24 protein-coding genes are annotated in these 24,674 nt (G+C 62.1%); 16 read left to right on the plus strand and 8 right to left on the minus strand.

Annotated elements, in window-relative coordinates:
• Positions 1–48 precede the first annotated feature (48 nt).
• A complete protein-coding gene (locus tag FJW03_RS01170; RefSeq protein ID WP_210240584.1) occupies positions 49–879 on the plus strand; it encodes a transporter substrate-binding domain-containing protein in 831 nt (276 codons plus the stop codon).
• A 111-nt stretch (positions 880–990) separates the two neighbouring features.
• Here FJW03_RS01170 and FJW03_RS01175 read toward each other — a convergent pair whose 3' ends face one another.
• Complete coding sequence (locus tag FJW03_RS01175; protein WP_140762664.1) at positions 991–2,544, minus strand: FAD-dependent oxidoreductase; 1,554 nt, start codon at positions 2,542–2,544, stop codon at positions 991–993.
• A gap of 14 nt (positions 2,545–2,558) precedes the next feature.
• Positions 2,559–3,782: a D-arabinono-1,4-lactone oxidase gene (locus FJW03_RS01180; protein WP_140762667.1), complete on the minus strand. Its 1,224-nt coding sequence runs from the start codon at positions 3,780–3,782 to the stop codon at positions 2,559–2,561.
• Between the two features lie 192 nt (positions 3,783–3,974).
• Between FJW03_RS01180 and FJW03_RS01185 the strand changes: the two genes are divergently transcribed.
• The 5 genes from FJW03_RS01185 to FJW03_RS01205 all read left to right on the plus strand — a co-directional run bounded on the left by FJW03_RS01185 (position 3,975) and on the right by FJW03_RS01205 (position 9,505).
• The gene (locus tag FJW03_RS01185; RefSeq protein WP_226890545.1) at positions 3,975–4,853 is read left to right on the plus strand and encodes an amino acid ABC transporter permease; all 879 of its coding nucleotides are present in this window, start codon (positions 3,975–3,977) and stop codon (positions 4,851–4,853) included.
• A gap of 1 nt (position 4,854) precedes the next feature.
• A complete protein-coding gene (locus FJW03_RS01190; protein WP_140762670.1) occupies positions 4,855–5,649 on the plus strand; it encodes an amino acid ABC transporter ATP-binding protein in 795 nt (264 codons plus the stop codon).
• 27 nt (positions 5,650–5,676) lie between these two features.
• On the plus strand, positions 5,677–7,149 hold the full coding sequence (locus tag FJW03_RS01195; RefSeq protein ID WP_140762673.1) for an aldehyde dehydrogenase: 1,473 nt from the start codon (positions 5,677–5,679) through the stop codon (positions 7,147–7,149).
• Positions 7,150–7,222: 73 nt separating this feature from the next.
• The gene (locus tag FJW03_RS01200) at positions 7,223–8,275 is read left to right on the plus strand and encodes an Ldh family oxidoreductase (protein ID WP_140762676.1); all 1,053 of its coding nucleotides are present in this window, start codon (positions 7,223–7,225) and stop codon (positions 8,273–8,275) included.
• A 189-nt stretch (positions 8,276–8,464) separates the two neighbouring features.
• Positions 8,465–9,505: a proline racemase family protein gene (locus FJW03_RS01205; RefSeq protein WP_140762679.1), complete on the plus strand. Its 1,041-nt coding sequence runs from the start codon at positions 8,465–8,467 to the stop codon at positions 9,503–9,505.
• Positions 9,506–9,578: 73 nt separating this feature from the next.
• On the opposite strand, the gene FJW03_RS01210 is transcribed toward FJW03_RS01205, so the two are convergent.
• The 4 genes from FJW03_RS01210 to FJW03_RS01225 are packed head-to-tail and all read right to left on the minus strand — an operon-like array spanning position 9,579 to position 13,391.
• A complete protein-coding gene (locus FJW03_RS01210; RefSeq protein WP_140762682.1) occupies positions 9,579–10,391 on the minus strand; it encodes a PfkB family carbohydrate kinase in 813 nt (270 codons plus the stop codon).
• Positions 10,392–10,396: 5 nt separating this feature from the next.
• The gene (locus tag FJW03_RS01215; RefSeq protein ID WP_226890546.1) at positions 10,397–11,248 is read right to left on the minus strand and encodes a carbohydrate ABC transporter permease; all 852 of its coding nucleotides are present in this window, start codon (positions 11,246–11,248) and stop codon (positions 10,397–10,399) included.
• Positions 11,245–12,144: a carbohydrate ABC transporter permease gene (locus tag FJW03_RS01220; RefSeq protein WP_226890547.1), complete on the minus strand. Its 900-nt coding sequence runs from the start codon at positions 12,142–12,144 to the stop codon at positions 11,245–11,247. The genes FJW03_RS01215 and FJW03_RS01220 overlap by 4 nt, the downstream gene beginning before the upstream one ends.
• The gene (locus tag FJW03_RS01225; RefSeq protein ID WP_140762691.1) at positions 12,141–13,391 is read right to left on the minus strand and encodes an extracellular solute-binding protein; all 1,251 of its coding nucleotides are present in this window, start codon (positions 13,389–13,391) and stop codon (positions 12,141–12,143) included. The genes FJW03_RS01220 and FJW03_RS01225 overlap by 4 nt, the downstream gene beginning before the upstream one ends.
• Before the next feature lie 264 nt (positions 13,392–13,655).
• On the opposite strand from FJW03_RS01225, the gene phnF reads away from it, so the two are divergent.
• The 10 genes from phnF to rlxS all read left to right on the plus strand — a co-directional run bounded on the left by phnF (position 13,656) and on the right by rlxS (position 23,201).
• Positions 13,656–14,414 carry a phosphonate metabolism transcriptional regulator PhnF gene (gene phnF, locus FJW03_RS01230; protein ID WP_226890739.1) on the plus strand — a complete coding sequence of 253 codons (759 nt, stop codon included), beginning with the start codon at positions 13,656–13,658 and terminating at the stop codon, positions 14,412–14,414.
• Positions 14,415–15,164: 750 nt separating this feature from the next.
• On the plus strand, positions 15,165–16,124 hold the full coding sequence (locus tag FJW03_RS01235; protein WP_140762697.1) for an ArdC family protein: 960 nt from the start codon (positions 15,165–15,167) through the stop codon (positions 16,122–16,124).
• Positions 16,121–16,324 (plus strand): hypothetical protein, encoded by a 204-nt coding sequence (locus tag FJW03_RS01240; RefSeq protein ID WP_140762700.1) that lies wholly within the window; start codon positions 16,121–16,123, stop codon positions 16,322–16,324. Before FJW03_RS01235 ends, FJW03_RS01240 begins: the two co-directional genes overlap by 4 nt.
• Before the next feature lie 15 nt (positions 16,325–16,339).
• The gene (locus tag FJW03_RS01245) at positions 16,340–16,756 is read left to right on the plus strand and encodes a DUF2958 domain-containing protein (RefSeq protein ID WP_140762703.1); all 417 of its coding nucleotides are present in this window, start codon (positions 16,340–16,342) and stop codon (positions 16,754–16,756) included.
• A 77-nt stretch (positions 16,757–16,833) separates the two neighbouring features.
• Positions 16,834–18,564, plus strand: a complete 1,731-nt coding sequence (locus FJW03_RS01250) for a ParB/RepB/Spo0J family partition protein (RefSeq protein ID WP_140762706.1) — start codon at positions 16,834–16,836, stop codon at positions 18,562–18,564.
• A gap of 538 nt (positions 18,565–19,102) precedes the next feature.
• Positions 19,103–19,426 (plus strand): DUF736 domain-containing protein, encoded by a 324-nt coding sequence (locus FJW03_RS01255; protein ID WP_140762709.1) that lies wholly within the window; start codon positions 19,103–19,105, stop codon positions 19,424–19,426.
• A 152-nt stretch (positions 19,427–19,578) separates the two neighbouring features.
• Positions 19,579–19,818 carry a helix-turn-helix transcriptional regulator gene (locus FJW03_RS01260; protein WP_140762712.1) on the plus strand — a complete coding sequence of 80 codons (240 nt, stop codon included), beginning with the start codon at positions 19,579–19,581 and terminating at the stop codon, positions 19,816–19,818.
• The gene (locus FJW03_RS01265) at positions 19,815–20,360 is read left to right on the plus strand and encodes a S26 family signal peptidase (protein ID WP_140762715.1); all 546 of its coding nucleotides are present in this window, start codon (positions 19,815–19,817) and stop codon (positions 20,358–20,360) included. The genes FJW03_RS01260 and FJW03_RS01265 overlap by 4 nt, the downstream gene beginning before the upstream one ends.
• Positions 20,348–21,106 (plus strand): lytic transglycosylase domain-containing protein, encoded by a 759-nt coding sequence (locus FJW03_RS01270; RefSeq protein WP_226890548.1) that lies wholly within the window; start codon positions 20,348–20,350, stop codon positions 21,104–21,106. Before FJW03_RS01265 ends, FJW03_RS01270 begins: the two co-directional genes overlap by 13 nt.
• A 127-nt stretch (positions 21,107–21,233) precedes the next feature.
• The gene (rlxS, locus tag FJW03_RS01275; protein WP_140763722.1) at positions 21,234–23,201 is read left to right on the plus strand and encodes a relaxase/mobilization nuclease RlxS; all 1,968 of its coding nucleotides are present in this window, start codon (positions 21,234–21,236) and stop codon (positions 23,199–23,201) included.
• Between the two features lie 93 nt (positions 23,202–23,294).
• Here rlxS and FJW03_RS01280 read toward each other — a convergent pair whose 3' ends face one another.
• Positions 23,295–23,804 carry a TIR domain-containing protein gene (locus FJW03_RS01280; protein ID WP_140763724.1) on the minus strand — a complete coding sequence of 170 codons (510 nt, stop codon included), beginning with the start codon at positions 23,802–23,804 and terminating at the stop codon, positions 23,295–23,297.
• Position 23,805: 1 nt separating this feature from the next.
• A complete protein-coding gene (locus FJW03_RS01285) occupies positions 23,806–24,672 on the minus strand; it encodes a DUF4231 domain-containing protein (protein WP_140763727.1) in 867 nt (288 codons plus the stop codon).
• Positions 24,673–24,674 lie beyond the last annotated feature (2 nt).

Raw genomic sequence — 24,674 nt, forward strand, 5'->3', positions numbered from 1 at the left:
ACGGGAATGATCTTCAACAGACGGAATGCCTTGTGCGTGATAGCAGCAATGACCGGCATGTCCTTGATGCCCATTGCCAATGCACAAGCGGAAAAGGTGGATGCTGTCGCGGCTCTCCTGCCGAAAGCCATCCAGGACGCCGGCGTGCTTCGCATCGCCGTGCCGGACGTCGGCAAGCCTCTCGCCTATAAGGAAGGCGCCGACCTCAAGGGGATGGACCCGGACCTTGCGCATGCGGTGGCCGATGTGCTCGGCCTGAAGGCTGAAGTCAGCCTCATCCCGTTTGCGGCAGCGCTGACAGGGTTGCAGGCGAACAAGTACGATATTTCCTACGGCGAATTTTATGTGACCGCCGAGCGCCTCAAGGTGGCGGACTTCGTCACCAGCTGGCAGGACTACAGCTCGTTCCTTGTCACCAAGGCGAAAAGCTATAAGCCGACTGCCCTGACCGACATTTGCGGCCATATCGTGGGTGCGATGGCGGGCTCAGCCGAGTTGGAGACGCTCAACGCGGCGTCGAAGAAGTGCTCCAAGGCAGCAACGGTTAGCGCTTTTCCTTCGATCAGCAACGCCGTGCTGGCGCTCAACAGTGGCCGTGTCGAGGGCGTCCTGATCAACCGCGGCGGCGCCCAGGAATCGATCCACATGGATGGCGGCCTCGATGCCTCGGGCGAGATCGGGGGAGGGCCGACCGCCACCGCCGTTGCCCGCAACGAGAATTCTGAAAAGCTGCTCGCCGCTATAAAAGCGGCCTACGATCACCTTATCAGCAGTGGCGAATACGCGAAAATCCTCGAGAAGAACGACACCTCCTATGGAGCGGCAAAGGAAGCCGTCATCTATAAGGAGGGCTCGACGCCTCCCAAATACGGGTTCTGATATCCGCTTTGAACTGCGATCCCGCCTCATTGTTCGAGGCGGGATTTTTTTAGGTCATGACTGAATGGGCGTCGTCGGCCATCGCAGGTTTGACGGCCGACCGGCAGGCCCTCACATCATCAGTTCGTAGCAATGGTCGGCCTTCAACCTTGCTCTGAACGCGTCGCATTCGTCCTGCGTTCTGCTGCTACTCCATGAGAGGAGCGGCGCCATCGCGTTCGCGGCGACGTGCACGGCTTCGGCCGTCATGCGGCCAGTCCAGCCGAGGCCTGTCCTGCTGAACAATACACCGTTCAGGTCTTTTGCGTGCTCGTGCTCGACGCAGAACCTGACGTCATCGACCGTGGCCGGATAGTCGTCCTGCAGCCGGCGTCCGGTTCGGGGAAGGGCAACGTGTCCGCCCGGGTGCATTGGCGCGGACTTCAATGGCCGAATTTTCGAAGAGACTGCCCTGGCCAAGGCTCGGGCGGTCGAGAGATGATTTGCAACGATCCCCCAGCTCAGCGCCAGCATATTCGGCATCCCTTCCGCAGTCAGGTCGTGGATCACGTTGAACGGCAATCGTCGGCCTTTGGGGTACCCATCTCTGACGGTGATCGGCCGCAGCCCGGCCCAGGCCATCACAATGCTGCTTCGGTTGACTGAAAGGCCCGGTGCAAATTTGCGCAGCTCGGCCAGCAGGAATGCGATGTCTTCCTCTTGCGGCCTGACATCCTCAAGCGCGCCGGTGAATGGCGTTTCGGTCGGGCCGACATAATGGAGATCATCCCAGGGCAGGCAACAGATCGGCTCACCGATGCTGTTCGTTCCGGCCAAGCCGAGGGCGCGATATCGCTCTGGCAGCTTCACCAGCAGATAGACGCCTTTAACCGCGACGACCTTCCGCACGACGGCTGCCTTGGGCGTCGCGCTGGCAATCACGTCGTCTACCCAGACACCAGCCAGATTGAGGACGACACGCGCACACACATCCGCTTCCCGCTCGCCATCTCGAATTTGCTGAAGCCTTGCGTGCCACAGGCCATCCGATGCGCGCCGCAGATCACCAACCTTGGTGAAGTTGAGAAGCATTGCACCATTTCGCTCGGCGGCAAGGGCGGCGTCGATCGCGATCCGCTCTGGCCAGTAGAACCGGAAGTCCTGGAACGAAACCAGAGATCGGAGCGCGTCACGCTTGCCGAGATCCGCGACGTACGGATTGGAGCGACTCTCGGCAAGGTCCAAGCGACGATATTGGAAGCTCGCCCCATTGCCTGCGAATGCTCTGATGATCGTTGCGCCGAAGTCGATCTGCCATCCGGTGTAGGGGCTGTCGCGAAAGATCGGCACGAAGATCGTCATGGGCTCGAGCGGCACCGAGCGCTCGCGGCAGAACTCCCCGAAATCCAGGGCGGCTCGCCTGGCAGACCGAAGACGCGTCGCCAGCTCCTGGGGATTCTTCAGGTAATCGGCGATGGATCGCCTGGGCGCGAGTAGCTGCAGGCCGCAATGCAGGACGCGTCCCGATCGGGCGGTCGTTGCTCCGCCAAGGTCGGCGCGATCCACAAGGACAACGCTATGGCCGAGCCCGGAAAGTTCCCGCGCCGCCGCGCAGCCATTTATGCCGGCGCCGACGACCAAGACGTCGAAGGGCGATTTTCCAAGGTCTGAAAAGTCGCTGCCCATCGCCCGATCGATGCTCAGCCGAAGAGGTCGGCAAGGTGCGGGTTGAGGAACAGATCGTGCGGATCCATTTCCTGCCTGACCTTCTGGAAGCGCGCGAAATCGGGATAGAGCCGCTCCACGCGATCCCGGTCGAGGAAATGAAGCTTGCCCCAATGCGGGCGGGCAGAAAATGGCAGCAGCGCCTGATCGACAGCGCGCAGGAAGGGGAGATAGTCCCGGCCGATTTCGCCCGAGACGGAGATTGACGTACTGTCCCTGCCGCTCTGGGCCGACAGATACGCCTGATCCGGCTTCTGCCAGCGGACCTGAAGCGGCGATATTTCGTCTGGGAACCGCTTCCACATCAGGTCACGCATCAGCTCCACGACGGCGCGGGCATCGGTGGCGCGGACCATGTATTCGAGCTCGTGGAATTCGGCGATGGTCGTGCCGTCCGGATAGATGCGATAGGCTCGATCCGTGCGCCGGTTCATTTCGCCAACCGGTACTTCCAGTTGGTCGGCAGGAACTTCCTTCAGCAACTTTACGAAGCAATGATCGGCCGGGACATCACCCAGTTTGTACATGTGCGACGATCGATCGGTCGGCATCCACCAGAAGGAGAAATGCCGGTATTCGGAAAGAAGGAAGTCCCATTGCCGCAGCACCTCGGTCATCGGCAGGACGATGTTTTCCTCACGCAGCCCGTAGGCCGGAACGAGCTGCAGGCCTACCCTCAGCACCGGCCCGAGCAATCCGAGGGAAAGCTGGGCGGCCCGCAGCCGCTCGGGATCGGATTGATCGATGTCGACGATGTCGCCCTGGCCGTTGACGATCCGCATGCTGGTGACCATTGATGACATCGACCCAAAGGCCGTTCCCGACCCCTTGGTTCCCGTGGCGACCGCGCCTGAGATGGATTGGACGTCGACATCGCCCTGGTTGGCAATCGACAGTCCCTGGTCCCACAGCGGAGCTCCCAGGGCCGCCAACTTCGATCCTCCCCAGACCTCGGCTCGCTTGCTCGACCGGTCTGCCGAGATCACGCCGCTGAGCTTCGAGAAATCGAAGAGAACGCCCTCTGTCTGAACGACCGGCGTGAAGGAGTGACCGCCACCCGCCACCCGCACGGATTGCTTCTGCGCAATAGCGGCGCGAATTTCCGAGATCGCCTCCGCCTCGTCTGCCGGCGTGATGATCCTAGTCGGGTGAAAGGTCTGGTTGCCGCCCCAGTTGGACCATTGATTCCTGCCTCCCAAACGACTTCTCCTGTCATTTTCGAGCGCGCGCCCCTTGACTGCGCGAGCAGCGGCCGCCACTATGTAAACGGCTACCGGTTATCGATTACCTGTTCGCGCCGTAAATTGCCAGTGCAAAATGCAAGGAGGACCCTCAGGGGAATGCGCGTGAAAGATCCATCAAGCTGCTCCCCCAGTCAGGACATGGAAAAAATGCCTGTTGTCCCACTAAGGCATTACGGGCGTTGGCTGGCCGCGGCGGTTCTGCTGGTGGTTCTGGCCGGGTTGGTCGTCTCGATGATCACCAATCCGCGTTTCAAATGGGAGATCGTGCTCCAGTACCTGCTCGACGATTCCATCATCTCGGGCCTGCTGATGACGATCTGGCTGACCATTGCCGCCATGGCGATCGGCATCGTCCTGGGCACGGCAATCGCGCTCATGCGGATATCCGAGAACCCGGTGCTGGCAAGCGTGGCTTCAGGGTATCTATGGGTGTTCCGCGGCACCCCGTTGCTGGTCCAGCTCATCTTCTGGTTCAACCTTTCCGCGCTCTACCCGCAAATCACCCTCGGATTCCCGTTCGGTCCGAGTCTCGGCAATTTCGATGCCAACCAATACATTACAGTCTATGTCGCAGCTCTGCTGGGGTTGGGCCTGAACGAGGGGGCCTACATGTCCGAGATCGTGCGGTCTGGATTGAATTCGGTACCAGTGGGGCAGAGAGAAGCGGCCGAGGCGCTCGGCATGTCGAACTTCCGCGTCATGTGGCGCATAATCCTACCGCAAGCGATGCGCGTTATCATTCCGCCGACAGGCAATCAGCTCATCGGCATGCTGAAGACCACGTCGCTGGTCAGCGTCATCGCGCTTCAGGAGTTGTTGTATTCGGCGCAGCTTATCTACTCGGCGAACTTCCAGACCATACCGCTGCTGATCGTGGCCTCCATATGGTATCTCGTCCTGACGACGGTTCTGTCGATCGGGCAATATTTCCTGGAGCGGCATTTCGGCAGAAGCGACCGCAGGACAGCGATGGTGCCCTCCGACGATGTCACGGACGCTTCGGCCCAAATTGTGGGGAGCGCCTGAGATGCCAGCACCCAATTCCAGTTTCAGGCCGGCGCAGGGTTTTGCGGTCGTCGCTCGTGGCGTCGAGAAATCGTTCGGACATCTCCAGGTTCTGAAAGGTGTCGATCTCGCCGTGGAATACGGAAAGGTCGCCTGTATCCTAGGGCCTTCCGGCTCGGGCAAGAGCACGTTCCTGCGCTGCATGAACCATCTCGAACGCATCGACAAAGGCCTGCTGCAGGTCGGCGGCCAGCTGGTCGGCTATCGCCAGCAGGCCGGCAAGCTCTACGAGATGAAGCAGGCCGAAGTGGCAAGGCAGCGCGCCGACATCGGCATGGTTTTCCAGAGCTTCAACCTCTTCCCGCACATGACGGTGCTGCAAAACATCATCGAAGCGCCCGTCGGCGTGAAGAAGGTCGACAAGAAGCAGGCGACTGACGAGGCCATGCAACTGCTCGCAAAAGTCGGCCTCACCGCGAAGGCGGCTTCCTATCCGAGGACCTTGTCGGGTGGTCAGCAGCAGCGCGTCGCAATCGCGCGGGCGCTGGCGATGAAGCCGAAACTGATGCTCTTCGACGAGCCGACGAGCGCTCTCGACCCGGAGCTGGTTGGCGAGGTGCTCAACGTGATGCGTGAACTCGCCGTGGACGGAATGACCATGATCGTGGTCACCCACGAGATTGGTTTTGCACGCGAGGTCGGCGACATGGTCGTTTTCATGGACGGGGGCGTCGTCGTCGAGCAGGGCAGCCCGTCCGAACTCTTCACCAACACCAAGAGCGACCGCGCCAAGGCCTTCCTGAGCAAAGTCCTGTGAAATTTCAAGATCGTTAGTGGAACCCAAATGACAAGCCTCCCAGATAAAGTGAGAAACCAGGCCTTCATCAACGGCAAGTTCGTCGATGCCGAAGACGGGTCCGAGTTCGATAATTTTAATCCGGCGACCGGCAAGCTGCTGATCAAAGTGGCCGCGTGCTCGGCGCGCGACGTCGATGCGGCGGTCAGCGCCGCGCGCGCCGCCTTCGAAGCCGGCACGTGGAGCCGCATCGAGCCGCGAGAACGCAAAAAAGTGCTTCTGAGGTTTGCGGCTCTCGTCGAGGCCAACGGAAAGGAGATCGCCCTCCTCGATTCCGTCGACGCAGGCAAACCGATCGCCGACTGTGAGAACTTGGACGTTCCCGACGTCGTCAACAACATCCGCTGGTACGCCGAAGCCATCGACAAGGTCTTCGGCAAGATCTCGCCCACGGGGGAGGGCAATCTCGGTCTGATCGTCCGCGAGCCCGTCGGCGTGGCCGGCATGGTGCTGCCCTGGAATTTTCCGGCAGGCACGCTCTCCTGGAAGATCGCCCCGGCGCTGGCGGCGGGCAACTCGATCGTCGTCAAGCCGGCCGAGCTGGCGCCGCTCTCGAGCTTGCGCATTGCCGAACTGGCCTTCGAGGCAGGCATTCCTGCTGGAGTTTTCAATGTGGTGCCCGGCCTTGGGCACATCGCTGGCAAGGCGCTCGGGTTGCATCCCGACGTCGATGTCATTTCCTTCACCGGGTCCACGGAAATCGGCCGGCAGTTCCTGCGCTACTCGGCCGACAGCAATCTAAAGAAGGTCGTGCTGGAGTGCGGCGGAAAGAGCCCTCAGATCGTCATGGCGGATGCCGCAGGAAACCTTGACCAGATCGCCGAGAACCTTGCAAATGCCGCGTTCTGGAACATGGGCCAGAACTGCACTTGCGGTTCCCGCATCCTCGTCCAGTCGAGCATCAAGCAGGATTTCGTCGATCGGTTGGTCAAGGCTTCCAGAAGCTGGGTCGTCGGTGAGCCTACTGATCAGGCGACCAAGCTCGGGCCGCTGATCGAAGCCTCCGCCTTGACCCGCGTACTGGGTGCGGTCGACCAGGCGCGCAAGGATGGCGCAACAGTCGTTTCGGGCGGCAACCAACTCTTCCACGAGACCGGTGGATGGTTCGTGGAGCCGACCGTCGTTGACGATGTTCGTCCAGATAGCGCGTTGGCCCGGGACGAGATTTTCGGGCCGGTGGTTGCGATCCTGCCCTTCGACACTGAGGAGGAGGCGATCCGGATCGCGAACGCGATCCCCTACGGCCTGGCGGCCACCGTCTTCTCGACAGACATCAACGTCGCGATCCGCGTCGCCCGTCGAGTGCAAGCCGGAACGGTGGCGGTCAATGGGTATGGAGAGGGCGATATCACCACGCCTTTCGGCGGCTACAAGACCTCGGGCTTCGGTGGCTATGACAAGGGTCTCGAAGCCTTCGATCAATACATGCAGCTGAAGACCATCTGGGTCACGCTTGGCTAATCGGTGCTCATGATGGCAACAGCGAACAGGCTCGCAACGACCGCTCCCAAGCATCATGCCGCGAATGGATACCATGGCTGAAACCGTCACCCTCACGCTTGACGAAGCCCACGATCTCTGCCTGCGTGTTCTTCTGGACCATGGCTTGGGCGGGAAGCAGGCCGAGGCCGTGGCCGCGGTGATCGTCGCCGGACAGCGGGACGAATGTCACTCGCACGGGCTCTATCGATTGATCGGCTGCGCGCATGTGCTGGGCACGGGTCGCGTGAACAAGGATGCAAAGCCGAGGGTGATCGACTGGGCGCCGTCGATCGTCAAGGTCGATGCCGATTTCGGCTTTTCATCCTACGCCTATAATGAAGGCATTGGCCTTGCGCTCGAAAAGGCTCGATGCCAAGGTCTCGCCGCCTTCGTGATCAACAGATGCTACCACTTTTCGGCGCTTTGGCCCGAGATCGAACCTCTGGCCGAACAGGGCTTCGCGGCGCTCGCGCTGACACCAAGCCACAGCTGGGTTGCGCCGGCCGGCGGCACAAGACCGCTGTTCGGTACCAACCCGATCGCGTTCGCCTGGCCGAGAGCAGACCATCATCCATTCGTGTTTGACTTCGCCACGAGCGCTACGGCGCGCGGCGAGATCGAACTCCACCGGCGGGCCGGCAAGACCATTGCGCCTGGGCTTGCCCTCGATGCCGCTGGTCGGCCGACCGTCGACCCTGCCGAGGCGCTTCGTGGCGCCATGCTGACCTTCGGCGGTCACAAGGGATCGGCAATGTCGACCATGGTGGAATTGCTGGCCGGGCCGTTGATCAACGACATGATCAGTATGGAATCGAAGGCCTTCGATGATGGGCTCGGCGCCATTCCATGCCATGGGGAACTGATCCTGATATTCGATCCGAGCGTGTTCCTGGGCGATGCACTCGGAAAAAATCTCGCCTGCGCCGAAACGCTTTTTGACGCGATCATCGGCCAGGATGCGCGATTGCCGTCCCAGCGCAGATACGACGCTCGGCTCAGAAGCCTTCGCGCTGGCGTGACCATTCCAACGCCGCTCTATGAAGAGCTGCTCGCGCTGATGAAGGCGCCCTCCGAAAACGCCCGGGCATCTGGTCGGCTGGGCTGAGCGGGGAGTACGGATTTTCCATGCGCGCCTTCTTCCATCATCTGCGGGACCAGATCCGGATTGCGATGGAGGATTTTTCGAGCAACCACAGCCAGGTCTGCATATCCTCGTGTGGCGTTATCTGCTTCGACGTCAGTGAGCATACCCCGCTGTTTGCCAAGCAAATAGTCGCGGTCAACAGGAGCAACAATGCGCACGAAAGCCAGCATTCGCGTCGTCGGTTGTCATGCCGAAGGGGAAATCGGCGACGTGATCGTCGGTGGCGTGCTGCCGCCGCCAGGCCGCACGATGATGGAGAAGATGATCGCGATGGAACGTGATCACGACCATATCCGGCGCATGCTGATTTGCGAGCCGCGCGGCAGCGTTGCCCGGCACGTCAATCTCCTGGTCCCCTCGACGCGCGAGGATTGCGTCGCAGGCGCCATCATCATGGAGCCGACGGAATATCCGCCCATGTCGGGCTCCAACACGATCTGCGTCGCCACCGTGCTGCTCGAGACCGGCATGGTGCCGATCAACGAGCCCGAGACGCGCTTCAAGCTGGACATGCCGGGCGGCGTCATCGAGGTGCGCGCCGAATGCCGCGACGGCAAATGTCTGTCGATCACCTTTCGCAATGCGCCGGCCTTTGCCGAACGCCTCGATGTCAATATCGAGGTGGCAGGCCAGGGAACGCTGAAGGTCGACATCGCCTATGGGGGGATGTTCTACGCGATCGTCGACGCCAAGGCGCTCGGCTTCTCCGTCACACCCGACGAGGCGCGCGAACTGGCGGTAACCGGCGAGAAGGTTCGCCGCGCCGCGCGCGAGCAGTTGGATGTCGTTCACCCGGAGTTCGACAATGTGCGCGGCGTCTCGATCGTGCAGTTCGCCATGCCGTTCCAGGGGCCTGGCAATGTCACACGCAACACCTGCATCGTTTCGCCCGGACGTTCCGACCGCAGCCCCACGGGAACCGGCACTTCGGCCCGCATGGCCGTGCTGCAGGCGAGGGGCCTGATGCGCGTCGGCGAGGTTCTGATCCACGAATCCATCATCGGATCCCGTTTTACCGGCAGGATCGTGGAACTTGCCGAGGTCGCCGGTCGCAGGGCCATCATTCCTGAGATCACCGGCCGCGCCTGGATTACGGGCCAGCATAGCTATTATCTCGACCCGACGGATCCTTATCCGCAAGGCTACGTGCTCTCGGATACCTGGGGCTCATCCACCTCGGTAAAGCAGTAAGTGTGCGTTTCTGTACCGAAAAATGGGATTGCGATTTTCAAAGACACACTGGTTCAAGTCTGGTTTGCCGCGCTCAGGCGGTCAGGGCGCGTTCGCTCAACCATTCGGCCGTGCGCTGGCTTGCCTGTTCGGCGGAAACCACGAGGCTGAACCCCTGCAGCAGGCTGTGCAGAAAAGCCCCGGTGAAGCAGTCGCCGGCGCCGATCGTGTCCGGCACTGAGACCTGCCTAAACGGGGTGACCTGGCGTAGTTCACAGCCGTCATAGAGCGAGATCGGATGTCTGCCATCAGTCAGAACCAGCGTGTTCAGGCGTGGTCCAGCAATCAGCGCGGCCTTCTCCCAAAGCCGATGAATGTCTTCACAGGGAAAATCGGCGCGGGACCCGATGATAATGTCTGCCGGCCGTGGTGATGCGCTGCGCAGCGGAAACTGCGAGATCACCAGGGGTATCTTCTCCAGGGAAGCGACGACACCGTCACCCAGCAGCAACGCGTTGAGATAGGCTGCGTCGCCGCAGACCGGCTCCGATACCTCAAAGTGCGGGCGCACCTGGTCGCCGCTGTTTAAGATGGTGCGCTCGCCGTTCGGCTCAAGCAGGATCTCCGTGAGTATGGATTCGCCAGCCAGCATGGTGACGTGACGGACATCGACGCCGATGAATTTCAATGTGGCAAGCGCAGCCTGACCATGACCGTCGTCTATCAGATTGCTGACCAACCGGACATCATTGCCGAGCCTCGCCAGTTGGCCACCGGTATGAAAACCGCCGCCGCCAAGCCTGACAGCGCGGTCAAAATAGGTGATGCGCGCGCCCGGAGTGAGTTGTGATGCGAGCGACCAGACTCGGTCATGGTTGACGTGGCCGATAACGACGACTGTGCCCATCCCTGCTACTTTTCGTCCAATCCTGGCGCCAGCGCATCGACGATGAAGCGCTGCGCGAGCAAAAACAACACCAGAACGGGCGTCACCGACAGCAGGCTCGTCGCCATCAGCGGTCCCCACAGAATTTCCGCGCCATCGAGATCGGCAAAGGCGGCGATGCCGGTGGTCAGCGTCTTCTTGAACGTATCCTCCAGCACTAGCTGGCCCCACAGGTAGATGTTCCAGGCTCCCATGAAGGAAATTACCGACAGCGCCGCGATCGCCGGAATGACATTCGGCACCGCGATCTCCCAGAATTGCCGCCAGACGTCGGCGCCATCCATCCGCGCGGCCTCGAACATCGAGCCCTGCAGCGAGCGGAAGGCCTGGCGGAAATAGAAGACGTAGAAGCCGATATAGGGAATGGAGGGAATGATCATCGCGCCATAAGTGTCGAAGGCCTGCACTTTGACCACCGCGATATAGGTCGGGATGATGGCGAGCACTGATGGAAAGGACATGGTGGCCACCACCAGCCAGAACAGGAAATTTCGTCCGGGAAATTCCATGCGGCCGAAGGCGTAGCCTGCAGGCAACGCCAGCACCAGCTTGCCGAACGTGATCAGGCTCGATGTCAGGATCGAGTTCCACAGCCACATCCAGATCGGATGACGCGCCGCGGCGATCGCGAAATTGGACACGGTCGGCTGTTCTGGCCAGAGGCGGATCGCCTTGGCGGTGATGAGCTCATTGGGCGTGAAGGCCGATGTCACCATCCAGACCAGCGGGAACACCGTCGCGACGCTCAGACACAAAAGAACGACGTGAATGGCCAGGCGTTCAACCTTGAACGACAGCGGCAGGGACTGCCCGTTCATCCGTAATGCACCCGCTTTTCGCCGATGCGGAACTGCATCCAGGTAACCGAGAGCACGACCACGATGATGATCATGGCAACTGCGCTTGCTTGTCCGAATTGGAAGAACTGCATGCCTTGTTGCCAGAGGAAATAGAGGATGCTGCTGCTGCGTCCCGCTGGCCCGCCATGGGTGAGCACATCGATAACCCCGACAATGTCGTCCAGGATATGGAACAGCGTGGTGACCGAAATGAAGAAGGCCGTGGGCGTGATCATCGGCAGTTCGATGTCCCGGAAATATTGCCAGCGGCTAGCGCCGTCGAGCCGCGAGGCCTCGCGCAGGCTATGTGGAACATTGGCAAGCGCCGCCAGCCACAAAAGCATGTTTAGCCCGAACGTCTTCCAGAAGGTGATCAGCGATACGCACAGCAGCGCCAGGTCCGGATCCGTGTGCCAGCGCGAGCGCGGCAAGCCGAAAGCCGTCAAGACCTCGTTGAAAAGGCCGTTGACCGGGTTGAGCAGCCACGACCAGGCGACGCCGGCGACCGAAAAGGCAAGAATGGTCGGCAAAAACAGCATGCCGCGATAGACGGTGCCCATCCGCGATCCGCTCACCGAATGGAGCATCACCGCCAGGACCAGCGGGATGACGATCTGCGCCGGGATCAGGATGGCGCAATAGGCAAGCGTGTTCCACGCCGACAGCTGGAAATCGGCGTTGCTGAACATGGCCGCATAATTGGCGGCACCGACGAAATTGATATCCGAGGATAACAGGTTCCAGTCGAGGAGCGATAAAGCGGCCGAGCCGGCGATCGGCCCGTAGAGAAAGATCAGAACGGCCAGAACCGCTGGCCCCACGAAGAGATAGGGGGCCAGCAGCCTAGTCGTTCGACGAAAATTCGGTCTGTTCATCCGGCGGCAATAAGGGCACTGAGTTCGTCGTTCGCGCCCTTCATGCCGTCGGCAACCGAGGTTTCCTTCAGCAGCATCCGTGACACCCATTTGCGCCAGATTGTCTGGCCCTCCAGGCCGCGCTTGCCCGGCCAGATGGTCTCCGCTGTCAGGCCGTCAACCAACTGGCCGGCGGCCGGCTTCATGAAGTCGTTGATGAGCGGAATGTCGTGGACCGAGGTGTTGAGGTAACCGACGCTCGACCAGATCGCCTGGCCTTCCTTGGAGGCGCAGAATTCGAGGAAAGCGAGCGAGGCTTCGGCCTGCTCCTGGTTCCTGGTGTAGACGGCCAGGAAATTGCCGCCGCTGTTCATCTTGCGGGCGTGGCCGGCCAAGCCGGGGAACTTCGTCGTGACCGCCTTGGCGGCGCCGAACGGGAAGGTCGTGGCGCGCGTCGAACTGGTGGTGCAGATCGCCAGCGCGCCGGATTCGAACGCCGCGTCCTGCTCCTTGGCGCTGACCGGCAGCCACAGGCCTTCGAACGCCGGCGCACAGAACTGCTCCATACCGGCGGCGGCTTCCGGACTGTTGAGCGCGAGCTTTCCGGCCGGATCGATGATGAAACCGCCTGCATTCTGGATGAAGGACTGGCTCGTCCACTCATTGTTGGACAGCGCCAGCGCCGAGCGGTAGGTGGCATGCTTGTCCTTCAGCTTGCTGTCCAGCTGGCGGGCCGATTTGTACAGCCAGTCGGCATCCGGCGTTTCGGGCAGGGCCGGATCGAGCCCGGCTTCCTGCCATAGCGCGCTGTTGATGAAGGTGATCGGCGTCGACATGGCCCAGGGAAGTCCGATCAAGGCGCCATCGATGGTGACCAACGGCAGGACGGAGGGATTGAAGTTGGCAGCGATCGCGCCGGCCTTGGCGGCGTTGATCTCGCGCAGGTCGCGGGCGCCAAGCGTGCGCCTGGCAAAATAGCCGAACTTCCAGCCGGTGATCATCATCGCCGGCGGGCGGCCCGCCGCGATGCTGGCGACCGCCTTGGCGGTGGCGGCCTCATAGTCGCCGTCGAAGCGGTTGACGACCGTGACGCCGAGCTTCTTGTCGTTGAAGGCGTCGACAACCTTCTGGAACGGCTTGTCGGAACCCCATGTGCTCGAAATCTCGATCTGCGCGTCGGCGGAAAACGCCGGATACAGACCGGCAACCCCTGTCGCTGCCAATGCAGTCGCACCGGCCATGAATTGACGTCGGCTTATTTGAACCATATCAGACCATCCCTATTCATCCGAATGTTTCATTTTCATTCGGATGATCTGGGTAGCGCGACTTGATGACAGGCATGTGTATGCAAAGGCGCCGATCTCATCGGCCACCGTAGGCGCGGGGGATATCCTCTGTATGACGGCGCAACGAATGCGCGCGCACGTTGCCAAAGCCCGTGCTGCCCGATATTTATCATTCGAATGACATAACCGAATGCGGCAAAGAACCGTGTTGTCGTTCGGGAAGGAACAGCAATGCAAAACAAGATGTTGCATGGCCAATGGCAGCAGGTCGAAGAGGCGCTTGCTGCCGAAATTGCCGCCGGACATTTCGGCGACGACATGCAACTGCCGAGAGAGACCGAGTTGATGGCGCGTTTCGGCGTCGGCAGGCACAGCATCCGGCGGGCAATGGCGCAATTGCAGAGCCGCGGGCTTGTCCAAGTCGAACAAGGCAAAGGCACGTTCGTACGCGCAAACAGGCTCGATTACCGCCTGTCCGAGCGGACTCGCTTTTCGCAAAACCTGTTGGATCAAGGTCGCGAGCCGCTGGGCCAGGCCATCAAGGAGGAGGCGATCGCGGCACCGCGCCGGGTCAGCCAGGCGTTGAGGCTGCCGCCCGGCGAACCCGTTTATCGCATCGTTCGCCTTGGTCTGGCCGACGAGGAACCGATCGACTTTTCCAACGCCTATTATCCGGTCCGTCGCTTTCCCGGCTTCGATAAGGCCAGACGCGGTGGCCGCAGCGTCAGCGTCATCCTCGCAGAATATGGTGTCGCCGACTACATCCGTTTGCGCACTGACATCATCGTGCGGCTGCCGACCAGACAAGAGGCCCGACGGCTGGCGCAATCCGAGGCGCAACCGATCGTGTTTACAAAGAAGGTGGACGTGGACATGAAAGGCACCCCGATCGCGTATTCCGAAACCGCCTGGGCCAGCGAGCGCGTGCAATTCTCGATCGACAATACAAACCAGCTTCTCAATGCGCTGGCACAGGTTCTTACCCCAAAGAGTGAGCCTTAGGGAAAACGGTTGCTCTGGCAAAAGGATCGTCTGTTTCTACTGCTGAAGGGCAGGGTTGGCAGCAGCAGGGAAAGGCCACGAGCGATCGAAATCCAACTGCTCATCCCCTGGTCCATCGGCGCAGCTTACTCTTGCAAGGCGGGTGCAGGCGCAGGTGCCGCCGCATTCGGCCACGTTGGACGTACCGCTCCCGCTAAGCTTAGCATGCGCACGTGGGTGCGATCGAGCGCGCTCCGTTTCCGCCAGCGTAAGCGTGCTCGGGCGATTGGCCCACGCGCTCAATGTCGATCCTGCGATCTGATCAGGCCGCCGAAGAAGTAGGTTTCGAGCTTCACGGTCGGATCTCCTGAACCTGGTCGGTTGGGAGTTCCTGTCGCATCTGAAATGGCGCCGCGCGCCTTTGGCGCCCACCGGGTGCTCGTGAACCGAGCCCGCTTTCCTTCGCCAGGCTCAGGCGGTCTCGGCCATCCGGCTTCGCCCCCTGGCGCAAAGCAGCCTTGCGGCTGCCAGTCGTCGCCGTCCTTTGGCCGGCGCGGTCTTGGTTAGCCTTCCCCGGTGGCGCGGGGTGGGCGGCACTCCCTTCTAGGCCCGCCGCGGCACCCCGCAACCTTCGCTTACGCTTCGGGTCCTCCACTGCGTTGCGGTCCTTCGGATGCGGGTCGCCTCTGACGGCGGGCCTTTCCGGTCGCGTCTTGCCGCCCACCCCACTTCCGGGGAAGGGCGCGCGAGTTGCGAGCGGAGGACCAAACGATGCGCAAAACTGGCAAGCGTTCGAGCCATGGCGGGAGCGGCGCGAAGAAGGACAGGCCGCCAAGGGCAAGCCTCTATTCCGAGATCACGGATCGCATCATCGGCGATCTGGAGCGCGGCTGCGTTCCATGGGTAAAGCCTTGGGGCAGGGCAAATGCCGGGCTCGGGCTGCCCAGGAATGCCGCCACCGGGCGCTGCTATTCCGGCATCAACATCCTGATCCTTTGGGGTGCCGTCATCGAGCGCGGCTATCCCTGCCAGAACTGGCTGACCTTCCGGCAGGCGCTGGCGCTTGGCGGCAATATCCGCAAGGGCGAGCGCGGAACGACCATCGTTCATGCCGATCGCTTCATCCCGAAAAACGAACATGAGCGCGCCAAGGCCGATGGCGACGAGCCGCAGGCCATTCCCTTCCTGAAGCGCTTCACCGTCTTCAATGTCGCCCAGTGCGACGGCCTGCCCGAGCATGTTTGCGCCGCCGCCGAGCCGTTGCCCGAACGCGAAATCATCCCGCAGGCCGAGGCGCTCATTCATTCTACCGGCGCGGATTTGCGCATTGGTGGTGACCGCGCTTTCTATACGCCGGCCGGCGACTTCGTTCAGCTGCCGCAGCCAGAGTCTTTTTTGCGGATTGACTATTACCGCACCTGCTTTCACGAACTCGGCCACTGGACCGGGCACCCCACGCGGCTCGGCCGCGATCTCTCCGGCTCGTTCGGCTCCAAGGCCTATGCCCGCGAGGAACTGGTCGCCGAACTCGCCGCCGCCTTTGTCTGCGGCAGTCTCGGCATCGAGCCGACCGTACGCCACGCCGACTATATCGGCTCCTGGCTGAAGGTGCTGCGCGAGGACAATCGCGCCATCTTCAGCGCTGCCAGCCGCGCCTCGAAAGCCGCCGATTTCCTGCTTGCTTTCGAGACCCTCGACGAGGGCGAGGGGCGTGAGGGGATCGCGGCATGAGCGCGCGCGATCCCCATTCCCTGCAGACCGAGACGACGCCGGAAGGCGAGCAGACGCTTATTCCGGGCGTTCGCCGGATCACCACGCGCGACCGGCTTGCGCTTCTGATGGACGCTCCGATGCGGCCGCGCGCCGCGCAAAAGCCGCTCGATATCGGCCTCTTCGATCAAGCGGCTCGCGACCAGCTCGACCTGTTCTAGAAAAGGAGTTTTGCCATGATCCTGATCACCGAGGAACTACGCGCGCGGCTTCTCGCCAACGGCGCGGCCGAAGCGGAAACCGACCATTATCCGGTGGTGAAGCTGTTCGATCCGACCGGCGCGGCGACCTGGCTGCTGACCGAACTCGACGCCGATGGCGACACGCTGTTCGGCCTTTGCGATCTCGGTTTCGGGTACCCGGAACTCGGCAGCGTCAGCCTTGCAGAACTCCAATCCGTCAAGGGGCGGCTTGGACTCGGCATCGAGCGCGACCTCTATTTCGAGGTGCGGTTTCCGCTCTCGGTCTATGCCGAAGCCGCTCGGCTATCCGGCCATATCACCGAGGCCGAACAGCTGTTGCGACAGGCCGCGACCGCACTTTCAAACGCGATTCCCGAGCTTTCGCCCGACGCGGCGAGAGAGCGCCGCTAGGCGCAAACCGTCCCGCCGCTCGGCCTCAAGGCCTCGCGGCGGGGAAAACGTCAACCAGTGCAAAAAGGAGAAACACCATGCAGCTTGCCCATATCGCAATCGATAAGCTCAACATTTCCGCCGTCAACATGCGTCATGCCAGACGCAGCCCCGACGTGTCCGACATTTTGCCGTCGGTGCGCGCGCGCGGCGTTCTGGTGCCGCTTCTGGTGCGGCCCAATGGCGAGCCCGATATGTTCGAGATCGTCGCCGGACGCCGACGCTACTTCGCGGCGAAATCCATCGCCGACGAGCGCGGCGAGGCCGACCCCGTGCCCTGCGCCATTATGGAGGACGGCGACGATGCCGACGCCCTCGAAGCCTCACTGATCGAAAACATTGCCCGCCTCGATCCCGACGAGGTCTCGCAGTGGGAGACCTTCGCCCGGCTCATCAAGCAAGGCCGCGCCGTGCCCGATATCGCCGCCACCTTCGGCATCACCGAGCTCGCCGTCAAACGCATTCTGGCGCTTGGCGACCTGTTGCCGAAACTCCGCGAGGCCTATCGGCGGGACGAGATCGACGCCGAGACCGCGCGTTATCTCACCATGGCCTCGAAGGCGCAGCAACAGGACTGGCTGGCGCTGTTTTCCGATCCCGACAATCGAGCGCCGCGCGGCTTCCAGTTGAAGCAATGGCTGTTCGGCGGCCAGTCGATCGCCACCAAGGTGGCGCTGTTTTCGATTGAGGATTACCCCGGCCTGATCGTGTCCGACCTGTTCGGCGAGGACAGCTATTTCGCCGATGCCGATCTGTTTTGGGAAAAGCAGAACGCAGCCATCGCCGCCAAGCGCGACGCCTATCTGGAGGCCGGCTGGGCGGAAGTGGTGGTGCTGGAGCCGGGCCAGTATTTCCACGCATGGGACCACGAAAAGACGCCAAAGAAGAAGGGCGGCAAGGTCCTCATCACCGTCTCGCATCGTGGCGAGGTCGAGTGTCACGAAGGCTGGCTGTCGCACAAGGAGGCCCGTCGCACCCGCTCGCAAGGCGAGGCGGGTGACGAGGCCGAAACACCGGCCAAACCGTCACGCCCTGAGCTTAGCGGCCCGATGCAGAACTATGTCGATCTGCATCGCCACGCCGCCGTGCGCGCTGCCATGCTCGACCACGCCGGCGTTGCCCTGCGGCTGATGGTGGCGCATGCGATCACCGGGCCGGGCCTGTGGCAGGTGCGTCCCGAACCGCAACGCGCCGCCAACGAGGCGGTGGCGGCAAGCCTCGCCAACAGCAAGGCCGAAGCCGCCTTTGCCGCAAAACGCCGCGAGGTCCTGGCCCTGTTGAAGGCACCGGATGAGGACGCAACTGTCGCCGGGGGAAACGGCGACGACCATGCCACGGCGAGCGTCTTTGCCCGGCTGCTCGCGCTCCCCGACGATGATGTGGTGCGCGTGCTCGCCATCGTCATGGGCGAGACTTTGCAGGCAGGCAGTGCCGTGGTCGAGGCGCTCGGCAACCATCTCAGTGTCGATATCGGCAGTTACTGGCAGCCGGACGAGGCCTTCTTCGACCTCCTTCGCGACAAGGAAATTGCCAACGCCATGCTGGCCGATGTTGCCGGCAAGCATGTCGCCGACGGCAATGTCAGCGAGAAGGTCAAGACGCAGAAAAAGATCATGCGCGACTTTCTTTGCGGCGAGAACGGCCGTCAAAAGGTCGATGGCTGGCTGCCGCGCTGGATGAAATTCCCGGCCGAAACCTACACCAGGCGCGGCGGTTTCCGCACCGCCGACCAGTGGGCCAAGGTGCGACCGCTGTTCAGCGCCGAATGATCTCGCAGGGGCGGCGGCACCTCGCTTGCCGCCGCCCACGCGGGCCGCCCCGGTCGGGTTGATCTGCCCATTTCGTCGCTCTTGCGGATCGCGTCCGGCAGCAAAATCCAGCCGCCAAACGCCTCGCCATTGGTTAGCGATCAGCAGGCCGGGATGGACGGCAGGGCGCCAGCGCCGATCGGCACATCTGTCGTCGGCATGACCTCCGAGCCTCAGCGGCCCCACCTTGCCATCGCCTCTGCCTGTTGCATGCAGCGCGGTCAGCGCGACCTGTCTCCATCGCGTCTCTCAAGGACCATTCCCCTGCGGCTGGCTTGTCGACCTATGGGCGATCCGGCCCGCCCGAAACCCTCGGCCAGCAGCTTTTTTCCCCGCCGCCCGTGGCGGCTCCTCGCGCCCGCTTCGCTTCAAAAAAGCCGCCCGCTCGGGTCCTTCGCTGCCGCTGCGGCCCTGTCGGGTTCAGGCGCGCCGGACGCGCCCATCACGGTCCGCCATCGCAGGGGAATGGTCCCCGGCGAACACAAAGAAGGAGACTATCATGACCGCGATCGGCTACGTCACCAAGCAGGAAAACGGCGGCTACAAGGGCCAGCTCAAGACGCTCAGCGTCCGCGCCGACATCGACATCGTGCCCAACCAGGCCAAGGGCGCCGACAGCCATCCCGACTTCCGGGTGCTGACCCAAGGGGTCGAGGTCGGCGCGGGCTGGATCCGCACCGGCGAAACCTCCGGCAAGGACTATGTGAGCCTGTCAATCGCCGCCCCCGAGTTCGGCCCGCGCAAGCTCTACGCCAATCTCGGCCGCGCCGCCGGCCAGGATGACGACGACACCTACGCCATCATCTGGAACCCGGTCGACTGACCGGCAAGCCTTCAAGCCCTCGCGCGTAACCGGCGCGGGGGCTTCCTCCCAAGGGGCGGCGAAAACCCACCACCCGACTCTTCGCCCGTCCCCGAGACGCTCTCACCCGCTCATCCTCGCGCTGGCTTTTCCCAAGCGCAACGAGGATGACAATGGACGACGAAAACGAGCGCGCCGCCCGCGCCAAGAAGGGCAGCCCGTTTCTCAACACGGCACAAGCCGCCTTCTATATCGGGCTCTCCCAGCGCACGCTGGAAAAGATGCGGCTCACCGGCGCCGGCCCGAAATTCCGCAAGCACGGCCGCTATGTCCGCTACCACATCGACGAGCTCGACGAGTGGTCGAAAGGGCGCCCGCAGGCCGCCAATTCCGATGATGGAGGCCGCTCATGAGCCGTCCCTCCATCCGTCTGATCGGCAGCCGGCTGCGGCGCATCCGGGCGCGCAAGGCAATCGCCATCGCGGCAATTGGCGTCGGCCTCACCGGCTTCACCGCCTTCGCAAAACCGTCGCCCTGGCTGGTCTGGAACGCCTCGGCCAGTGCCCCGGTGGGGCTTTATTTCGTCAGTTCGGCAACACCGGCGCGCGGCGATCTGGTGCTTGTACGAACCCCGGATACGGTTGCCGTTCTTGCCGAAAAACGCAGCTATCTGCCCCGCAACGTGCCGCTGGTCAAGCGCATCGCGGCACGTCCCGGAGAACATGTCTGCACCTTCGACGACGCCATCATCATACGCGGTGAGATCGTCGCGCGCCGCCTCGCAACCGATACGCAAGGCCGTGCGCTGCCATGGTGGAACGCATGCCGAAAGCTCGCCGCCGGCGAGGTCTTCCTGCTCAATGGCGAGGCGCCGCGCTCCTTCGACAGCCGCTATTTCGGGCCGGTCCCGGCCACGAATGTCATCGGGAGGCTCGTGCCGTTATGGATCGAGTAACCCTCCTGATGCTGGGCATGATCGCCATTGCGCCATGCGCCTGTTCCGCCTCGACCGGCGCTGAGCCGGTCGCCATCTCCCTAAGTCCGCAGCTTCGAAACTGGCAGCAGTTCGTAGCGGAAGCAAGCCAACGCTTCCGTATTCCACAGCGCTGGATTTATGCCGTCATCGACGCCGAGAGTAACGGCAAGACCAGGCTCGATGGCCGGTCCATCACCTCGCGTGCCGGTGCCATGGGCCTCATGCAGGTCATGCCTGGCACTTATCAGGACATGCGTGCCGAGCACGGTTTGGGCGCCGATCCGCATGATCCCCACGACAATATTCTCGCCGGAACCGCCTATCTGCGGGCCATGTATGACCGCTTCGGCTTCCCCGGCCTGTTCGCCGCCTACAATGCCGGCCCGGAGCGCTATGCGGCGCATGTGAAGCGCGGAACACCACTTCCGAACGAGACGATTGCTTACCTGAAAGGGCTCAAGGCGGCCGGGGTTTCGGCCGCCGACATGGACGAGTTCGGGGGCAAGCCGCCGCGCGCAACCGACGCCAAACGTTCGCTCAGGAGGATCGCTGTTCTTCCTGCGCAACGGCGAGCCTGCGGGCAAGCCGAACGGCGAAATTCTGGTGCCGCTCGGCAAGGATCGCTTTGGGACAGGCAAGCTGGATGGCCGGTGAGGCAGGGGGGCGGGGCTGGCGGCTGCGCGTCGGCGGGGGCGGCCGGGTGGGGGAGGCGTAAGGCAAGATAAAGGGACCACCTCCACGAGGCGGTCAACCCTTTGTCTGCACATCGTTTTCCGCGGAGGCTGTTCGCGTGCCTTGGAGGCTAATCGCCGCAACCCTTTGATTTTCCGACAAACATCCGGGAGGCTTCACGTGAAGGATGACGAGTTCACGCCCAAGCTTGGCAAGATCCGATCGAATGGCTCGAAAGCCCGCAAGCGCTACGCCAACCGGCTTCGGTCTGCGATCAATCGGGCAGGCGGCAAACACCAGCGTGGCGGCCGCTTCACCGGCAGCCGGGTAGGGCGCGGCGGAGCGGCTGCGGCGTTGCTCAAGTCACGCGACCGCTATGCCGCGTTTCGCCAGCGCCGGGTGGTGGTCAAGGCGCGCATCGTCAAGCTGGCTGGCAAGGGGCAGGACGGGGCGCGTGCGCATCTGCGCTACATCCAGCGTGATGGTGTCACGCGCGAGGGTGAGCCGGGCGAGCTCTACGGCGCCGACAAGGATCGCGTCGGCGGAAAAGAGTTCCTCGATCGTGCTGATGGCGACCGCCATGAATTCCGCTTCATCGTCGCGCCCGAGGACGGGATAGATTATGACGACCTCAGGCCGCTGACCCGGCGCCTGATGGCGCAGATGGAAGAAGATCTCGGCACCAAGCTCGACTGGGTCGCCGTCGATCATTTCAACACCGGCCATCCGCACACCCACATCATTGTACGCGGCAAGGATGAGCGCGGCGAGAATCTCGTCATCGCGCGTGAGTATATTGCAAGTGGAATCCGCGAGCGGGCGGCCGAGCTGGTCAGCCTAGATCTCGGTCCGCGGACCGACCGCGAGATCGAGCTTCGCCTGCGCCAGGAGATGGAGCAAGAACGCTTTACCAGTATCGACCGGCAGCTGCTTAGAATGCGTGATGATGACGGCCTTGTTTTGCCTGACGGCCGCGATGCCTTTCGCCAGACGCTGCACCAAGGCCGGCTGCGCAAGCTGGAGCGCATGGGGCTGGCCGAGCAGGCAGCTCCGGACCGCTGGCGCCTTGATGACGGGCTCGAAGCCGCGCTGCGCCACATCGGCGAGCGCGGCGACATCATCAAGACCATGCATCGCGAGCTCACCGGTAAGGGGCTCGCCCGCAGTGCCGCAGACTATGTTGTCTACGATGTGGGACAGAATGCCGAGCCCGTGGTCGGCCGCGTTGTTGCGCGTGGTCTGGCCGACGAGATCAAAGACCGACATTACCTCATCGTCGATTGTGTGGACGGTAAAAGCCATTACATCGACATTGGCAAAGGCGAGGCCACGGAACCGACGCCGGACGGCTGCATCGTGCGCGTGACGCCGACGAGTACCGAGCCCCGGCAGGTTGACCGAACAGTCGCCGAGATCGCTGCAGCCAATGGCGGGCGATACACCATCGACATTCATCTCAAGCATGATCCGTCGGCCACCCAACGCTTTGCCGAAACGCATGTTCGGCGTCTGGAAGCGATCCGGCGAGTCCCTGGGGGCGTGGAGCGTGCGCCGGACGGTACCTGGAGCATCGCGCCCGATCATCTCAAACGCGTGGCTGATTACGAACGCCAACGGGTGAGGGCGGAGCCTGTCGTTGTCGACAAGCTCTCGTCGATGCCGCTGGAACGGCAGGTCGGTTTCGACGGCGCCACCTGGCTCGACAGTGAGCTGGTTTCAGCAACGCCGGAGCCCTTGCGCAACACCGGCTTCGGCCGTCAGATCCGGGAGGCGCAAGCCCGCCGGCGGCAGTGGCTGATCGCGCAGGGCCTCGCGCGGGAAGAGCAGGACAGGACCCTCTATCGCGCCAACATGATTTCTGTCCTGCGTCAGCGCGAGCTGAACCGTGTTGCGGGTCAGCTCGCGGACGAACTCGGTCTCTTTTACGCTGAAGTCCAAACTGGTGAACGAGTCGAGGGCACGCTGCGCCGATCGATCGAACTTGCCGGCGGCAAATATGCAGTGGTCCAAAAATCGCGAGAGTTCACACTCGTGCCATGGCGGCCGGTGCTTGACCGATATGTTGGGAAGGAGGTCTCCGGGGTCGTGAGTGGGGATGGAATTTCTTGGACGGTCGGTCGGCAGAGGAGCGGGCCGAGCGTAGCCTAGACCGCCACCCGGGATAGCGACGATCTTGGGATGTCGTTCATGGTTCAGGGGAGAGTGCAAGGCGTAGCTTCTCTGACGAGGTCGACGCCAATGCTACAAGCACAGTCGTTTGTATATATCGGAATTGTAGTGCCTTGCTCCCTCACTTCGGTGTGCTTGGCTCATACGCCGATATTCGTCCGGCCAATTATCAAGCGCAAACCGAATTGCACGCATCTTGAAGAGAACATGCAGAACGCATTGGTCACGGATGATGCTTGGACAATTAGTATCCTGCTCACGGCTTTCGTTCAGGTTGGCTGCAACGATCGGAAGGTCAAGATCGAGCGCAAATTCCAATTCCCAGCGTACGAAACGATAAAGGTTTTTAGTCTTCTCGCCGATCAGCACAATCACCGCCGAAGATTGACGCATTCGCTCCTTCAAATTCCGCTTCACGTAGTCTTCGCTTTGAGCGCGGCTTGTCATGCTGTCGAGATCGTGTGCATCTAAGAAGTTAAAATCGATCCTCTCGTTTGCGCGCCAGCCTCTCATGTATCGATAAGCCCAACCATCGGTATCGCCGTCGAAAACCACGTACGTCGGATCTGTATGGGATGTCATCTCAGGCCCCCTGCTGTTGACGTGCCGCCCACTGAGTATGTTCGCGAGAAAACGCAAGCTCGGCTTCGTTGATCGCTGCGGAAAACGCAGCGGGGGTTGCAGCGTCCTTGACTAGCCCCTGCGTTAGACCGATCTCGTGAGCTGTAAGGGTATACGCGGCGGCCAGTTCATTGAATTTCTTTATTTGCGTCCACCCAATTGCGGCTGATGCGAGCACGACCAATGGCTCGGTCGGCCAGCCTTCCGATGACGGATCAACGACGCGTGCCAGAATGAACGCCAGACCGAGTGCGTAAGCCGCGCACGAAATGATGAGCCAACGCCGTGCTGCAGCCTCATTTACCGATGCCTTTTTCTCGTACCATTCCCGCTGATCTGCAATGCGATTCTTAAGGTAGAACTGGCGCCGTTCCTCCAAGCCGCTCTCACGCATTTCCTGCATTTCGTCAGGAAGCTGGTCTCCCGTCGATCTGAGACCGACAAGAGCGTCGCTAACAGAGTGATTGGCCTTCAGCACGTCCCTAAGCAAGTCACGAAAATCGCGACGGGCGTCGCTTGACTTGGCATCGTCGAACGGCTCGGCGCGCATGGCGAACCGCCAGGCTAGTGTCTTCACGGATTCCGCGAGCGCCCGCGCCTGGTACCACGTCCGCTCGGGTTTTTTCATGGAGCGGTAGACCATCACCATCATCGAAAATGCGAAGAATCCGGCGTAGGCAGCAAAGTAGGCACGGCTAGAACTCCAACCGAGGGAAAACATAGCGGTTACCAGCAGCAGAAAATATTCAAGGCGTACCAACGCCAGAAACCACCACTGGCTTCTGTTGGAGGCGTCGTCCGCGCTTTCGTACAAAACAGGGTACTTCATAA

The sequence above is a fragment of the Mesorhizobium sp. B4-1-4 genome (assembly GCF_006439395.2).
Taxonomy (GTDB): domain Bacteria; phylum Pseudomonadota; class Alphaproteobacteria; order Rhizobiales; family Rhizobiaceae; genus Mesorhizobium.

Bases quoted from the DNA above. Each gene is read 5' to 3' on its own strand.
- FJW03_RS01255 (WP_140762709.1), top strand. From the start codon at position 19,103: ATGACCGCGATCGGCTACGTCACCAAGCAGGAAAACGGCGGCTACAAG.
- FJW03_RS01220 (WP_226890547.1), bottom strand. From the start codon at position 12,144: ATGAACAGACCGAATTTTCGTCGAACGACTAGGCTGCTGGCCCCCTAT.
- FJW03_RS01175 (WP_140762664.1), bottom strand. From the start codon at position 2,544: ATGGGCAGCGACTTTTCAGACCTTGGAAAATCGCCCTTCGACGTCTTG.
- FJW03_RS01245 (WP_140762703.1), top strand. From the start codon at position 16,340: ATGATCCTGATCACCGAGGAACTACGCGCGCGGCTTCTCGCCAACGGC.
- FJW03_RS01285 (WP_140763727.1), bottom strand. From the start codon at position 24,672: ATGAAGTACCCTGTTTTGTACGAAAGCGCGGACGACGCCTCCAACAGA.
- FJW03_RS01200 (WP_140762676.1), top strand. From the start codon at position 7,223: ATGGCTGAAACCGTCACCCTCACGCTTGACGAAGCCCACGATCTCTGC.
- FJW03_RS01235 (WP_140762697.1), top strand. From the start codon at position 15,165: ATGCGCAAAACTGGCAAGCGTTCGAGCCATGGCGGGAGCGGCGCGAAG.
- FJW03_RS01280 (WP_140763724.1), bottom strand. From the start codon at position 23,804: ATGACATCCCATACAGATCCGACGTACGTGGTTTTCGACGGCGATACC.
- FJW03_RS01210 (WP_140762682.1), bottom strand. From the start codon at position 10,391: ATGGGCACAGTCGTCGTTATCGGCCACGTCAACCATGACCGAGTCTGG.
- FJW03_RS01195 (WP_140762673.1), top strand. From the start codon at position 5,677: ATGACAAGCCTCCCAGATAAAGTGAGAAACCAGGCCTTCATCAACGGC.
- FJW03_RS01265 (WP_140762715.1), top strand. From the start codon at position 19,815: ATGAGCCGTCCCTCCATCCGTCTGATCGGCAGCCGGCTGCGGCGCATC.
- FJW03_RS01250 (WP_140762706.1), top strand. From the start codon at position 16,834: ATGCAGCTTGCCCATATCGCAATCGATAAGCTCAACATTTCCGCCGTC.
- FJW03_RS01215 (WP_226890546.1), bottom strand. From the start codon at position 11,248: ATGAACGGGCAGTCCCTGCCGCTGTCGTTCAAGGTTGAACGCCTGGCC.
- FJW03_RS01260 (WP_140762712.1), top strand. From the start codon at position 19,579: ATGGACGACGAAAACGAGCGCGCCGCCCGCGCCAAGAAGGGCAGCCCG.
- FJW03_RS01185 (WP_226890545.1), top strand. From the start codon at position 3,975: ATGCCTGTTGTCCCACTAAGGCATTACGGGCGTTGGCTGGCCGCGGCG.
- FJW03_RS01240 (WP_140762700.1), top strand. From the start codon at position 16,121: ATGAGCGCGCGCGATCCCCATTCCCTGCAGACCGAGACGACGCCGGAA.
- phnF (WP_226890739.1), top strand. From the start codon at position 13,656: ATGTTGCATGGCCAATGGCAGCAGGTCGAAGAGGCGCTTGCTGCCGAA.
- FJW03_RS01205 (WP_140762679.1), top strand. From the start codon at position 8,465: ATGCGCACGAAAGCCAGCATTCGCGTCGTCGGTTGTCATGCCGAAGGG.
- FJW03_RS01170 (WP_210240584.1), top strand. From the start codon at position 49: ATGACCGGCATGTCCTTGATGCCCATTGCCAATGCACAAGCGGAAAAG.
- FJW03_RS01190 (WP_140762670.1), top strand. From the start codon at position 4,855: ATGCCAGCACCCAATTCCAGTTTCAGGCCGGCGCAGGGTTTTGCGGTC.
- FJW03_RS01270 (WP_226890548.1), top strand. From the start codon at position 20,348: ATGGATCGAGTAACCCTCCTGATGCTGGGCATGATCGCCATTGCGCCA.
- FJW03_RS01225 (WP_140762691.1), bottom strand. From the start codon at position 13,391: ATGGTTCAAATAAGCCGACGTCAATTCATGGCCGGTGCGACTGCATTG.